The following is a 12,391-nucleotide window of genomic DNA, read 5'->3' on the forward strand; positions in this document are numbered from 1 at the left end:
GGAAGCAATCTGTTCGACTGCTTGAAAGAACAGGTCCCGTATTTATTATAATGATTTTTGATATTTAGGCTCATATTCTTTGAAAATACGCTTGCTTCTGTAATATCTATCTGTGACATAATTTTATTTCTTCTATCTATTATTTTAGCAGAAATGGAAATCAGATTAGCTCAAAACTATGTCCACTTTTAAAAAAGGAAATGCCGAAACATTTCCTTTTTTGATTTTTCTCAAACAACACTATTTGACTTTGAGCCGAAAAAGCAGACACCTAAGCCTGAGATTTCCTCGCTTCCTTCTGTTTATTTATTAGTTTGCTTAATTAGCGCCAAACTTCTGCTTCGTTGTAAGTTACGCACCATTGAATCTTCTTCAATATTTTTTTTCACCCAAGCCAGATACCCTGACAGCTCTTCTTTCAGCTCCGGATCAATTGTTTCATTATAAATTTTGACTGCCTTTGGAACTGCCTCTGCACCCAACACGTAGAAAACGCTAATATCCATTTCTGAAAGCTTCCCCTGTTGATATTTTTCATAATTATACGAAACAATATCATTTCCTGTATTCCTACAGCTGATTATCAAAAGACAAATACTCATAAAGACAAGAATGATCCGCATGTAGTTAAACTCTTTCCATAACGCCGCAATGAAAATACTGACACAAACAAACAGTGCAATCATAAACAAAGAAGTGTTAAAGCGTAAAACGGTCAGACCAAAGGAAGCAATATAAAGCTGCATTTTAGCAAATGCCAGGACAATCAATCCCAAGGTTTCTACGCCAATCAGACTTAAACCACTTTTAATCATCTTGGAGTTCCCGCTAAAGGCATTGATTGCCCAAAAAATAAAAACATTAATCACCGAAACCAGCAACAGCTGGAAAAAACCTTCTCTGGCATATGCAGATAACGTTGTGGATGCAGATTGAGTAAACTGAAAATAGCCCATTGCAGCTACACCAAAGAACAACAGATAGATAGCTGTAAAAATAAACAGAATCGTTAAAAACAGCACATCCGGTCCTTTTAGAAACGAAAGAGTGTGAGGCTTAACCGGACTTTTTTCTATATTTCGGTAAATGCATAAGAAAAGATAAATGCCTACAGGAACCGCGATGATAAATGTAATCAGATGTTCAATGACATTCATGGATATGCGATTGACAAATGAATTAAAAAAACGAGCAAACATGCTGTCAGCTCCGGTTAAGAGTGTCAAGACTATGACAGCTAAAGGGATTGACATAGCTATGCCAATCAACACATATTTTAGATTTTTGTGTTTTTTTCCTAATGATAGATAAGCTGTAATATCAGCTGTAAAATTTTTAAAAGACCGTACAATAAGTCCATCGATAAAATCAAATACAATGTAGCCATCCAACTTTCCATTCTTTCTGGTTCCTGAAAAAACTAAAATCAAATAGGCTAAATTTAAAACTAAAAAAATGAAATTTACTCCCATCAGAACAGTATTTTCAAATAATGAAAAAGATACCCCAAAAGCTAACGTGTAACCCATATAGCCGAAACACCGACGAGATATCTCCATGTCCTTGGCTCTGATATATGCGAGCAAGGTTCCGCAGAATAATACAGTAAATAATGTAATCCACAATCCACCATATCCCTTAAACAATTGTAATGAAAAATAAGCAATAACAATACTTGCTATACTGAGCAAAATATCTTTGCTTTCGAATTTTGGCTGTTGTTCAATCCAGTTTTTCTGCTGTCTGTCTTCTTCATGTATTTCCATAATTATTCCTCCTCCTGATACTCCAATAGGTCTGCCGGCTGGCAATCCAAGGCTTTACATAATGCCTCCAACGTACTGAAACGTATTGCTTTTGCTTTATTATTTTTCAAAATTGAAAGATTTGCCGGCGTAATATTAATTTTCTCTGCCAGTTCGCCTGCACTCATCTTTCGTTTTGCCATCATGACATCAATATTTACTATGATTGCCATTAGATCGTAAAGTCATTTTCTTCTTTAATCAAACGTGCCTGACAGAACACATTTTTGATTATTCTAACAATAACACCGACAAAAGCAGCCACTCCGGCAACAAAAAACCAGGGGAAATAATAGCTGGAAGAAATCAGCAGGATTATTGCCTCCAAAAAACAAAGCCAGCTGGTGATACGCAGCAGCTTAATATTCTGCTCAGTAAATATCTTTTCCTTCTCAATATTTCGTATTAACTGATATAGAAAATACAGAATAACCAGCCCGATTCCCAGACAAAGCTCCAATGTCAGAATAAAGAAAAAGCGATTTGCTGATGACACCATCTGAGACGGAACGATGGCATCAATAAATGATGAGATAAAAATCATTACCATAAAAATTAGCATTGCTAAAACATAAATACACCAGGTTGACAGCTTGATTGACTGTTTATCCGTCCATTGCATCTTTTTCACTCCCCGCTTAAAGTAACTTTATGATACGAAATGATTTTTTGAACGTCAATATAAATTTATCGATAAACGATAAATTTATATTGTTTTTCAATCATCTATAGAAACAATCTGTTGACTTACCGGCGTTTCACCCTTAAAAAAATGAATCTTAAAAATGTTTAAAGATCTTTTAGCTGGCAGCCAAATAAAAAAACTGATATTCATTTAAAAGGAATATCAGCAGTGTTCTTCATTAAGTTTTAGTTGTCGATCTTTTCTTTCAACTGTAAACATTTCTTTAAATCCTACAACTGAGTTTCATAAAGCTGCTCTTTTTTGATTAAAAAAATTGTTTTTTTAGAATCAGGATACGTCCAATAAAGTCTTTCAACTCAATAATAGAGCTAAAACTTTTCCAAGAATGGCAGGTTTCAGACTATTCATCCTTAATTGAAAGCTCTTCCCGATTCAGCTCAAATTCCTTTTCTAAGTAAAGACTTTCATTTTCCAAGCTGAATCCCCTTTTAAGTATAAGACAGAGTGCGTGCACACACTTATAAATCAAAATACCTGTAAATAAACTGTATAGAACGAAATAGATCAGCTTTTTCAAGCTATAATCAAAAAAAATAGTTAAACTAACCTTTGAATCAAAATAGTTTTTCTGCAAAGTAAAAATAATAAACTGATAACCAAAATAATTCATGGCAAGAATACCAATACAGCTGACTATTGTTAGCATGATAAAGAGCTTTTTTCTATCTAAAATTACCCTATCCAATCGATAAAACGATCATCAGTTCTTCATTCTTCTTTTTTCAGTACTTTCTGAATACTACGGGCTGTTCGATAACATTCCTTGTATTTTTGAGGAAACGGCCACTTTCTTTTGGCCAGCTTGCGGAGATCGCTGTCAAACTTTTCTTGCCCACTTGGCTTCATATCGTAATAATCATGAGCTCTTCTCCATGGAAGCCAATCAAAAAAGCCACGATCATAATTAAACGATTCAGTATCTGCGATTTCTTTCCCGACATGCCCTGTCAGATCATAATTTTCCGGATTACTGTCAATCAGCTCTTTCATTCGAGCAACAGTACTCTCCTTTGTCTCATCAAAAACCAGCTTTCCGCCTACTGTTTTCAACCGATTCCACTGAGAAACAAAACAGCCAGTTTCAACATTTAGAATAAACTCAGACAAGCCGTTCTCCGTTTTTATTTTATCATTGGTTTGCTCATGGCGTCCTTCTCTTGATCGATATTTAGAGTTCATTGTTTTCCCACTCTGCCGAACACGATTGTGAAAACGGGAAGAATCTCGATAATTTAGTTTTTGTCCCGTTTGCTTTGAATAAGCCAGCAGTTTTTCATAATCTGTTTTCCCTTTAAAATTTGAGCGGATATAAAACAAATTTTGTCGGTCAAAATAATATCTGAGTTGATGGACACATTTTAATTCCTCCCAACTAATTGTTGGATGAGAGGCTGCAATCAAGCCTCCCGGATAACCAATTTTTACACAAGCTGCGAACTGTTCTAAAAATTCACTGTGCGGAGACATATCCGGATCAATCCTGCAGAGACCGCTGAGTTGAAGCATGCCATGCTCATCAAGACTTCTTCCCAGCTGGTCCAGTACCAGCCGAACCTTTTCACGAGGAGCAAGTTGGGAATGCTTAAACAAATGAAAATAAACAGAGGAACCTACCAAACGAATCCCTTCTTCACTTGTCACCAGTATTTCTTCTGCGGACTTCTCACGGTATTCCAGCTGTTCTTCCACATAAGCTGCGTAAGCTTCACAGGCAGCGGCATCCCAGCCTAAATGTCGACAGTACTCCTGCTGCTTTGATACTATCAGTGCCTCTTTTTCAGATAGCGTTCTATTTAATTGACTGTTTGCAGACGAAATATCTTGTTCAAATAAACTGATTTTCCTCACCTGCCTTATTGATTTTCCTTATTATCAGATTGCTTTCTCAATAGTGCTCTTTCTTTAAAATTATACCATCCAAATGAATCTGCTTCTAAAAATTATGTTTTTCACTTCAAATCTCGCCAATAAAATAGGAGCACCTTATTTTCTCTTAGAACCACAAATAACTCTATTTTCAACACTAATAACTTGCGCTGAAAATAGAGTTCCATCTTAATTCTCGGAGCTGATCGCTTTTGTCACAACCTCACGACCTCTCTATTTATTTGACCTTTATGTTTGCTTTAGTCAGCCTCAATTTATAAATGTTTCAATCTTCTTTTGCGGCCAGCTCAGCTCATCTGAACCACTCAAAACATCCGGTACTGTCAATCGTTGTGTTTTCCCTTTATCTGTTTCCCTGTATGCTTTAAAAAATTTCAGCAGCGTCGGCAGTTTCATATTGGTTGTGACGCTTTTATTCAGCTCATTAAATTTTTTAGGGATTGCAGTTATCCGCTTATCCCCCACCAGCTCATTCTTTATTAATCTCAATACATGTTCCTGTCGTTCAAAAATCCCCAGCTGATTTGGAGCATCCAACTGATAGCTGATAAAATCAGTCAATGCTGCCTTAGTTACATGCTGTTTGCCCTTTTCGAAATATCGATCACTTGCAGTATAGGTAAACGTTGCAGGATTGTTAATCACAAGCTCCTGTTTATTTTTAAAGAGAAAATCAAGAACTCTTTCCTTATCAGCGATTACGAAATTTTCTATTTTAAGCTGTACGGCTGTTTCGAAAAAATCAATAAATGCTGTGGTAGAAAGCAGCCTATATTTCTGCGAAAGTGTCTCACCACTCTGATACTGTACCTCAGGCGAAAACCGAAGCAGTTTTTTCTTTCCATCTTTCAACAGATATAAATAAAAGGTCGTAGCCATTCCATCTTCAAAAATAAACAACATATTCATGCCTTGGTTCACTCCACTTCTTTATTTAACAGGACAGCATACTCATCTGTCTGTCAGCAACTAAAAATGACCCGTCCATTTAGTTGTCTAGGACCGGGTCATTACTTCTACTCATAGTAAATTCATCAAACATTGATTCAACATCACTCAAATAAGCTTACAGACCAAGCTGTTCTTTCAGTTCAGTTTGTACACGCGTCATTTCTTCAGAAGAAATCCCCTGATAGGAAACACCATCCTGCATAAAGCCTTCGCCTTTCAACTGATCCTGTTTAATGGCACCTAATGCCGAACGATAATTTAGAGCCAACGTTTTCATATCATCAAAGCTCATATCGGTTTTCACGTGTTCGCCAACTGCGTCCAGCACTTCCTTGTATTTAGCCGCTCCTGAAAATGTCAGCAGCTTTCTGGCAAGTCCGTCAACAATCTTTCTTTGACGTTCCTGTCTGCCGTAATCCCCATTGGGATCTTCATAACGCATCCGTGAGTAAGAAAGAGCCTTCTCTCCATCCAGTTCCACTTGTCCAACTTTGAAGTCGTATCCATCCTGACTAAAATCCAGGGTATTGCTTACAGTAATCCCGCCAACTGCATCTACCAGCTCTTTCAATCCCTGCATATTTATGGAGATATAATGGTCTACAGGAATATCCAGCATTTTCTGCACCGTATCCATTGACATGGACGCTCCGCCAAAAGCGTAGGCATGATTAATCTTATCTTGTGTTCCGTAACCTACAATTTCTGTATATGTATCTCTGGCAATACTGACAATGGTTGTCTGTTGTTTTTCAGGACTAACAGTAGCAATCATCATCGTATCTGATCTTCCCTGCTCCACACGACCTAAGTCACCAGTATCAATTCCCATTAAAAGAACTGAAAAAGCATCCTGCTCCTGAATACTGACTTCTTCCTCACGTAAAGGTTCAGCCTGCCTCTCAACTGTTTCATAGGTTTTTGATACAGTTTTTGAAATATCATTATATACTTTGGCACTCAGAGCAATTGTACCCACTACGATAACCGCAAGCACACTTAACACAACTAATAGAATTTTTTTTCCTCTTGACAATTCATGACCTCCTAGTCTTGAATAAAAATTTCATTAAAATAAAAGTGATAGAAGATATCTTTTTAAATTTTACTTTGTAATTCTTTTTAAAGCAACTGTTATTTCAATCTATTATAAGTATCTTAAGACACTACTCTATCCTAACATCCATAGAAATAAGCTGACAAAACTTAAAGAGTTTTAAAACGCACTAATTGTAAACAAGTATCCTTTTTTTCCTGTCAAAAAAAAACAAACCTACGGACCTATCTCTTGCTATCTTTGATTTTATCTTGACTCTTTCCCTCAGCTCTGTAAACAAACCCAACAGTTATTTACTAAGGTAAATATTCCAGCATAACATCTTCTTGTCCCGACGCTGCATTTCCAGCATAATTTGGTGTTGCCAAAGACAGCCCGCCGCCGCTATTGGTAAAGACATACAGATTTCCCTGATCCAGCCCGCCATATGCACTGGCCAGATACTCCAATATAATCTCTGAATTTACAGAAACTGTGCGGATTTCATTTGTACCTGCTGAGAAAACACGAATCGATTTGGTGGGTATTTGGCGATACGAAGCTGTGTACATAATAATGTTGGAGCCCGGCTGATTAAAGCTCATTGTGACTACCCCATTCGATTCAGTAATGAATGACAGGTCAATATTATTTGGCGTGTTCATACCATTCGTTGAAAATCTTCCGACAGTTGCCAAATCTGTTAAAGAAACCATATAGGGATACTGGCTTTTATCCGCTGCTTCTTGAACTGGTTCTGCAGAAACATCTGTTGAAGCTGCTGTTGTTTCCTGAGAACTGCTGCTGGTTTCCTCTGTCGCTTTCTCTTTTTCTTCGAGCTTTCTTTCTTTTAAAAGTACAGCAAGCTTGTCCACAAACAAGCCAAATTCTTCTGCCTCTGCCTGTTTCTTCCTTTCCTGCTGAGGCAATTCAGAACATCCTGCAAGTAAAATGGTCAGACCAGCAACCAGTAAAATTTTCTTTTTCATCCCTTTTTCCAGCCTCTTCCTTTTATGTCTATAAAGCAATTCTTTTCTTTGTCCATTGTAGCATGCGGACAGAACACTTCTCAACATCATTTCTCTTAATTGAAAAGCTTGGTATACAGGAGGTTATTTAATCTGTATTAACTCATTTATAGTTGCAAAATCGCTTTTCGAGCGTATCGAACAAGCTGAAAATCAAATAACCTGCCAGTCCAATCATCAGGATACCCGCAAACATTTCTTCATAATCCATCTTGGACCACGCGCTCAAAATCAGATAGCCCAATCCATAGACAGTGTTGTAATTTTCGGCGAAAAACAATGATGCCAGAGAAATTCCCGTACTTACCCTTAAACTTGCCAGCAGACCCGGCAGTAATGCCGGAAGAATCAGGAATCGAACAGTTTGGAGTCGGCTGCTGTTATAGTTGGACATCACCCGATAATAATTTTTCGGGATATTGTTAACACTGTCCCGAATAGAAACAGTAACCTGAATGGAAATAATTGCGACAATTAATAGGATCTTTGAAAGATTCCCCAAACCAAAAAAGATCATAAACACAGGTAAGAACGCAACCTTTGGCAAGGGATAAAGAAAATAAATCAAGGGACCAAATAAGCACGCTATCCACTTGCTTCGACTTAGTAAAATCCCTAAAGGAAGACCGATTATCAGAGAAAAAACAAGTGCTGCACCAATTCTCAAAACACTCGCCCCAGCATGAAGCAGAAGGTCAGTTTTCATCAGCCAAGCTCTTTGGAATGTCCCTAAAGGAGCAGGGACCGCCCGATTCTCTGTTATAAATGTTAACAGCTGCCATAATAAAATGAGAGAAAGAAAACCAATAAAAAAGGAAACAATCTTTTGTTTTTTCATCAATGGCCTCCTTTCAGAATATTTCTAAGTAAAATACAAAATTTATAAAATTCGACTGATTCACGACGCTCATCAAAAGAAAATATTGGATTTTCGTAACTAATCACAGAGCCGCCGCCCATGATCAAAATGGTTTCTCCCAGATACGCTGCTTCTTCAATGTCATGTGTGACGGTAATCACTGTATTCTGCCGTTTTCTTTGCTCGGATAATATAAACTCCTGTGCTCGTTCCTTTGTTTCCTGATCCAAAGATGAGGTTGGTTCATCCAGCAACAGAAAGTCAGGTTCTGTAATCAGCCCTCGGGCCATGGCAACCCGCTGCTGCTGACCACCGCTGAGTTCATCAGGAAACTTGGCTGACAACTCTGACAATTCCAGTTCCTCCAATAACTGACAAATTTTAGTTTGACAACTGTCTTTTTCCTCTTTCCGGATCTTCAGAGGCATTTCGACTGCCTGATAAACCGTTTGCCAAGGAAAAAGCTGTAAATCCTGAAAGACAATTTCCACTTGCCGTTGTGATGTTTGTTCATAACTGATCTTGCCGGAAACCGGCAGCTGAAATCCTTTCAGCAAAGCCAGCAGCGTACTTTTCCCTACCCCAGAACGTCCCAACAGCACGTAGGTTTTCCCTTTTTCAAAAGAAACGTTCATACCAGAAATAATATTTTTTTCTTCATAGCTGAAAGATACTTCTTCCAAATTGATTCTCATACCCCGACCTCCTTTTGTGCATAGTTACACAACTGTTTTTCACTGATTCTATGTTATACTGTTATCTGAATTATTTTGAAGAAAGTCAGGTGAAACTCCAGTGTTCAGAACACTTGTATTCCACGAAGTTCGCCCTCAGAAAGAACTGAACGGCCGGCAAAGACCCATTGCTGTCAGTGACAGTTACGAGGACTCCTTACCTTTACCGTTATTTGATAGTTTACCTCTTTTTGAAGAACAAATAAACTATCTGAAGGATGCGGGTTACCATTCATTAAGTATTGGCGAAGTTCAAGGCTTCTATGAAAAAAAACTTCTATTACCGGAAAAATCGGTTCTACTCACATTCGATGACTGCTATCAGTCGATGAAAGAATACGCCTATCCAGTCCTGAAAAAAGCTGGCTGGAAAGCCGCAGCATTTGTCGTCTCCGGCTGGCTATTTGACGAACCGTCTGCCTATGATCCGAACAGCTCCCGAGTATTGAGCACAGCAGAGCTGGAAGAGATGCGGGATGTTTTTGAGTACGTCAATCATACCAGTCATTTTCACCGGAGAAAAGGAACAACAATGTCCTCTGCTATGTGGGAAACAACGGAAGACTTTAAACAGGATTTGTACGACTGTAATCAGTTTGTTGATATCAAAGATGCGTTTGCCTATCCTTTTGGCTTGTATGACCAACGAACAATCGACACATTAAAAGAAATGAGCTTTAAACTGGCATTTACAACGAAGCCGGGGGTCAATACAAAAGACACCCATCCGTTGGAACTGCATCGGGATGTCATCCCTTATTCACTATCAATAGAACAATTTAAAAATTTGATGGAAGAGGTATAGGAATATGAAAAAAATTTTAGGAACAGCTACAGTTCTTTTATTCACTATGGCAGTCTTGGCAGCTTGCGGAAATAATACAAATGATTCAGAAAATTCAGCAGATAGTTCCACCGTGGAAAGTAAGGTAGCTGCGGTTACTGATCAAACCTTAAATATCGGTATTTTACCAGCTGAATCAGCCATTCCCATTATTTTAGCCAAAGAACAGGGCTTTTTTAACGAACTAGGATTAAATGTAGCAATCAAAGCCTTTACCGCACCAACAGACCGTAATGTTGCAATCCAGTCTAAAGAACTGGATGGAACGATCAGCGATGTCATGACCGAGGCAACGTTTAAAAAGAACGGAATTGATATGACTATTACATCAGATATTTTGGAAGACTTTAAAATTTTGGCTTCCCCAAAATCAGGTATTACTGAGATGAAAGAGCTAGATGGAAAAAAAGTTACCCTAGTTCCCAACTTTATTTTAGAATACATTATGGATGAGTTTGCTCATGAAGATGATTTCACCTATGAAGTAGTTGATATCCCCTCCTTCTCTGCCCGTTCTGAAGCACTTCTAAACAATCAGGTGGACGGCGCTGTTTATACAGAGCCACAGGCAAGCATGCTGGCACAGGAAGGCGCGATCGTTTTGGGCAGTTCTAAAGATCAAGGGATCAAGGGCGGCACTATTCAATTTATGGATTCCGTATTAGCTGATCGACCTCAAGATGTCGCTGCATTCTACAGAGCCTACAATCAGGCAATTGACTACATGAATGAGCATAAAGCTTCAGAATATGCAGATATTCTAACTAACTATCAATTTCCGGATGCAATGAGCAACTATCTGGATAATCAGACGGACAGCTATCCATATGCTCAGGCTGTTCCTGAAGATCAGTTTGAAACCATCATCACATGGATAAAAGAAAAAGGGCAAATAGATAAAGCATATACTTATGAAGAACTAACCGATTTTAGCTATTTGAGTAAATAGGTGTCTAAAGCAGTAACACAGGAGAGGATAGCAGGGTTTTGTGCTGAGCTCAACAAATCTAACTTTTTGAGGCTACTACGTTCAAATTTCCTGCTGTTCTTTTTTTAAGATGATCATACTTCATTCAATAAATTATTCTACTCAACCTTCATCGACAGCTTAAGTACAAATTGTTCCAGATAGCCGGCGCTTTCACTGCAATAACCTTTATGGAAGAGCGGACCCATTGTTTTCTTTTGAGTTCCCCTTTTTTAAATTATATACAATCAAAACGCTCACAGTCTTTTGCAGAATTTTTGCAAAACAGCCAAAGCTGCATACAGGCGAGATACCATTCGAAGGCTTCGGAGAAAAGAATCAGATCATAGCCCACTAACTCGCTGATTTTTCTGATTCAATACTTTACTGTATTTTTACGGATAAACAGATATTCGTCGTATCGTTGAATATCACTTTTATCAGTGCATATTCACTCCCTTCATCCATGCTTCTTTCCTCCATAAATTCAGCGCAACCTGCAAAATTTCGACAGACTGCTCATATTGAACAATAGAAGTTTTGAGGAATTTCACCATTTTAAAGTCCATTCATTATATCTTGATCCTTTTATGGCAACAATGACCAGTGCAGTTGTTTTATATGAAATCTGAAAAGTTGGAGAAACAAAAATTTTCTCTGCAAAAAAATCCCCCTAGAGGACACTCTTTTTCTAAGTGTCTACTCTATAGGGGACAGTTTACTTTTTATTTATATTTTTGAAATTGTTTATATTCTTCCACCAGTTCTTCTTCTGACAGCTGCCCGTTTTTTACCAGCTCCTGCACATCATAGAATAACGGTAAAACCGGCAATTGCTGATATCCTCTGACAAATGCATGAGCAGCAATCTCACTTAGCTGACGTATCATTACTTTTCTCTTTCTGCCAAACAAGCCGGGAACTTCCAGAGGGGGTAATTGCTCGTATGCAAAACCACGCTCACTTTCCAGAAAATGAAACCATTCATGAGCAAGCAGCAAATCCTCTACTTGCTTTTCGGTACTGCCCGTAGTATTTATCAATTCCTGAATGGCTGCGGCATACAAAAAAACTTTATGTCTACCTCTGTGATCATACTCAAACTCTGCCCGAACCATTCCACTTCCGATCTTTGCTGAAGTCTCAATATAGTGAATTTGAATAGCATGCGCGGTGTATAGCTCTCTGATTTCGTTATTCTCTATTTCGAGCGCACCCTTATATCCCAAATCCAATGCCCCAGAAATATACTCAAGAACAGCATCTTTAGGAATATATCTGAAAAACAGAGATTTTTTTAATTCCAAATAAGCTAGAAATTCGTCGCTCCAATCCATTCTTTTCTCCTCTTTTCAATAGGTTGTGTCTGAAAAGTTCAGCGGAATCCGAAATTTCCAGATATTTTTGTGAACGTCTAAATTTAACAAATAAAAGAGCTCGCTCATTTTAGCGTATTCATTTCTCTATAAACAACGGTTGGAAAAATGAAACTTATTCTCGTACACATACCATGATTCGTCTCCCCAGAAGTAAGAAAGGAAACTATTCAGCGATCTATGCCCTAATCATCGTTA

At 38.1% G+C, this 12,391-nt stretch carries 13 protein-coding genes; 2 read left to right on the forward strand and 11 right to left on the reverse strand.

Going from position 1 to position 12,391, the window contains the following annotated elements; all coding sequences use genetic code 11:
* Window positions 1-302 precede the first annotated feature (302 nt).
* The 10 genes from IW492_RS07630 to IW492_RS07675 all read right to left on the reverse strand — a co-directional run bounded on the left by IW492_RS07630 (window position 303) and on the right by IW492_RS07675 (window position 8,967).
* The gene (locus tag IW492_RS07630) at window positions 303-1,766 is read right to left on the reverse strand and encodes a DUF4153 domain-containing protein (protein ID WP_202067020.1); all 1,464 of its coding nucleotides are present in this window, start codon (window positions 1,764-1,766) and stop codon (window positions 303-305) included.
* A gap of 2 nt (window positions 1,767-1,768) precedes the next feature.
* Window positions 1,769-1,978, reverse strand: coding sequence for a helix-turn-helix domain-containing protein (locus IW492_RS07635; protein WP_202067021.1), 210 nt, complete (start codon window positions 1,976-1,978; stop codon window positions 1,769-1,771).
* Window positions 1,978-2,427 (reverse strand): DUF2975 domain-containing protein, encoded by a 450-nt coding sequence (locus IW492_RS07640; RefSeq protein ID WP_202067022.1) that lies wholly within the window; start codon window positions 2,425-2,427, stop codon window positions 1,978-1,980. Before IW492_RS07640 ends, IW492_RS07635 begins: the two co-directional genes overlap by 1 nt.
* A 424-nt stretch (window positions 2,428-2,851) precedes the next feature.
* Window positions 2,852-3,157: a hypothetical protein gene (locus IW492_RS07645; protein ID WP_202067023.1), complete on the reverse strand. Its 306-nt coding sequence runs from the start codon at window positions 3,155-3,157 to the stop codon at window positions 2,852-2,854.
* Between the two features lie 62 nt (window positions 3,158-3,219).
* Window positions 3,220-4,359 (reverse strand): DUF3114 domain-containing protein, encoded by a 1,140-nt coding sequence (locus IW492_RS07650; protein WP_202067024.1) that lies wholly within the window; start codon window positions 4,357-4,359, stop codon window positions 3,220-3,222.
* 288 nt (window positions 4,360-4,647) lie between these two features.
* A complete protein-coding gene (locus IW492_RS07655) occupies window positions 4,648-5,307 on the reverse strand; it encodes a hypothetical protein (protein ID WP_202067025.1) in 660 nt (219 codons plus the stop codon).
* A 157-nt stretch (window positions 5,308-5,464) separates the two neighbouring features.
* Window positions 5,465-6,385, reverse strand: coding sequence for an LCP family glycopolymer transferase (locus IW492_RS07660; RefSeq protein ID WP_202067026.1), 921 nt, complete (start codon window positions 6,383-6,385; stop codon window positions 5,465-5,467).
* Window positions 6,386-6,702: 317 nt separating this feature from the next.
* Complete coding sequence (locus tag IW492_RS07665) at window positions 6,703-7,374, reverse strand: hypothetical protein (RefSeq protein ID WP_202067027.1); 672 nt, start codon at window positions 7,372-7,374, stop codon at window positions 6,703-6,705.
* A gap of 142 nt (window positions 7,375-7,516) precedes the next feature.
* Entirely contained in the window at window positions 7,517-8,251 is a 735-nt protein-coding gene (locus IW492_RS07670; RefSeq protein WP_202067028.1) for an ABC transporter permease, read from the reverse strand.
* A complete protein-coding gene (locus IW492_RS07675) occupies window positions 8,251-8,967 on the reverse strand; it encodes an ATP-binding cassette domain-containing protein (protein WP_202067029.1) in 717 nt (238 codons plus the stop codon). The genes IW492_RS07670 and IW492_RS07675 overlap by 1 nt, the downstream gene beginning before the upstream one ends.
* A gap of 100 nt (window positions 8,968-9,067) precedes the next feature.
* On the opposite strand from IW492_RS07675, the gene IW492_RS07680 reads away from it, so the two are divergent.
* Window positions 9,068-9,811, forward strand: coding sequence for a polysaccharide deacetylase family protein (locus IW492_RS07680; RefSeq protein WP_202067030.1), 744 nt, complete (start codon window positions 9,068-9,070; stop codon window positions 9,809-9,811).
* Between the two features lie 4 nt (window positions 9,812-9,815).
* On the forward strand, window positions 9,816-10,799 hold the full coding sequence (locus IW492_RS07685; RefSeq protein ID WP_202067031.1) for an ABC transporter substrate-binding protein: 984 nt from the start codon (window positions 9,816-9,818) through the stop codon (window positions 10,797-10,799).
* 743 nt (window positions 10,800-11,542) lie between these two features.
* On the opposite strand, the gene IW492_RS07690 is transcribed toward IW492_RS07685, so the two are convergent.
* The gene (locus IW492_RS07690; protein ID WP_202067032.1) at window positions 11,543-12,154 is read right to left on the reverse strand and encodes a hypothetical protein; all 612 of its coding nucleotides are present in this window, start codon (window positions 12,152-12,154) and stop codon (window positions 11,543-11,545) included.
* Window positions 12,155-12,391 lie beyond the last annotated feature (237 nt).

This window comes from Enterococcus sp. BWB1-3 (assembly GCF_016745275.1).
Taxonomy (GTDB): Bacteria; Bacillota; Bacilli; order Lactobacillales; family Enterococcaceae; genus Enterococcus_L.

What these genes read in the sequence shown, in the direction of transcription:
- IW492_RS07640 (WP_202067022.1), bottom strand. Translation starts at nt 2,427, where the DNA reads ATGCAATGGACGGATAAACAGTCAATCAAGCTGTCAACCTGGTGTATT.
- IW492_RS07630 (WP_202067020.1), bottom strand. Translation starts at nt 1,766, where the DNA reads ATGGAAATACATGAAGAAGACAGACAGCAGAAAAACTGGATTGAACAA.
- IW492_RS07655 (WP_202067025.1), bottom strand. Translation starts at nt 5,307, where the DNA reads ATGAATATGTTGTTTATTTTTGAAGATGGAATGGCTACGACCTTTTAT.
- IW492_RS07690 (WP_202067032.1), bottom strand. Translation starts at nt 12,154, where the DNA reads ATGGATTGGAGCGACGAATTTCTAGCTTATTTGGAATTAAAAAAATCT.
- IW492_RS07645 (WP_202067023.1), bottom strand. Translation starts at nt 3,157, where the DNA reads ATGCTAACAATAGTCAGCTGTATTGGTATTCTTGCCATGAATTATTTT.
- IW492_RS07670 (WP_202067028.1), bottom strand. Translation starts at nt 8,251, where the DNA reads ATGAAAAAACAAAAGATTGTTTCCTTTTTTATTGGTTTTCTTTCTCTC.
- IW492_RS07675 (WP_202067029.1), bottom strand. Translation starts at nt 8,967, where the DNA reads ATGAGAATCAATTTGGAAGAAGTATCTTTCAGCTATGAAGAAAAAAAT.
- IW492_RS07685 (WP_202067031.1), top strand. Translation starts at nt 9,816, where the DNA reads ATGAAAAAAATTTTAGGAACAGCTACAGTTCTTTTATTCACTATGGCA.
- IW492_RS07665 (WP_202067027.1), bottom strand. Translation starts at nt 7,374, where the DNA reads ATGAAAAAGAAAATTTTACTGGTTGCTGGTCTGACCATTTTACTTGCA.
- IW492_RS07635 (WP_202067021.1), bottom strand. Translation starts at nt 1,978, where the DNA reads ATGGCAATCATAGTAAATATTGATGTCATGATGGCAAAACGAAAGATG.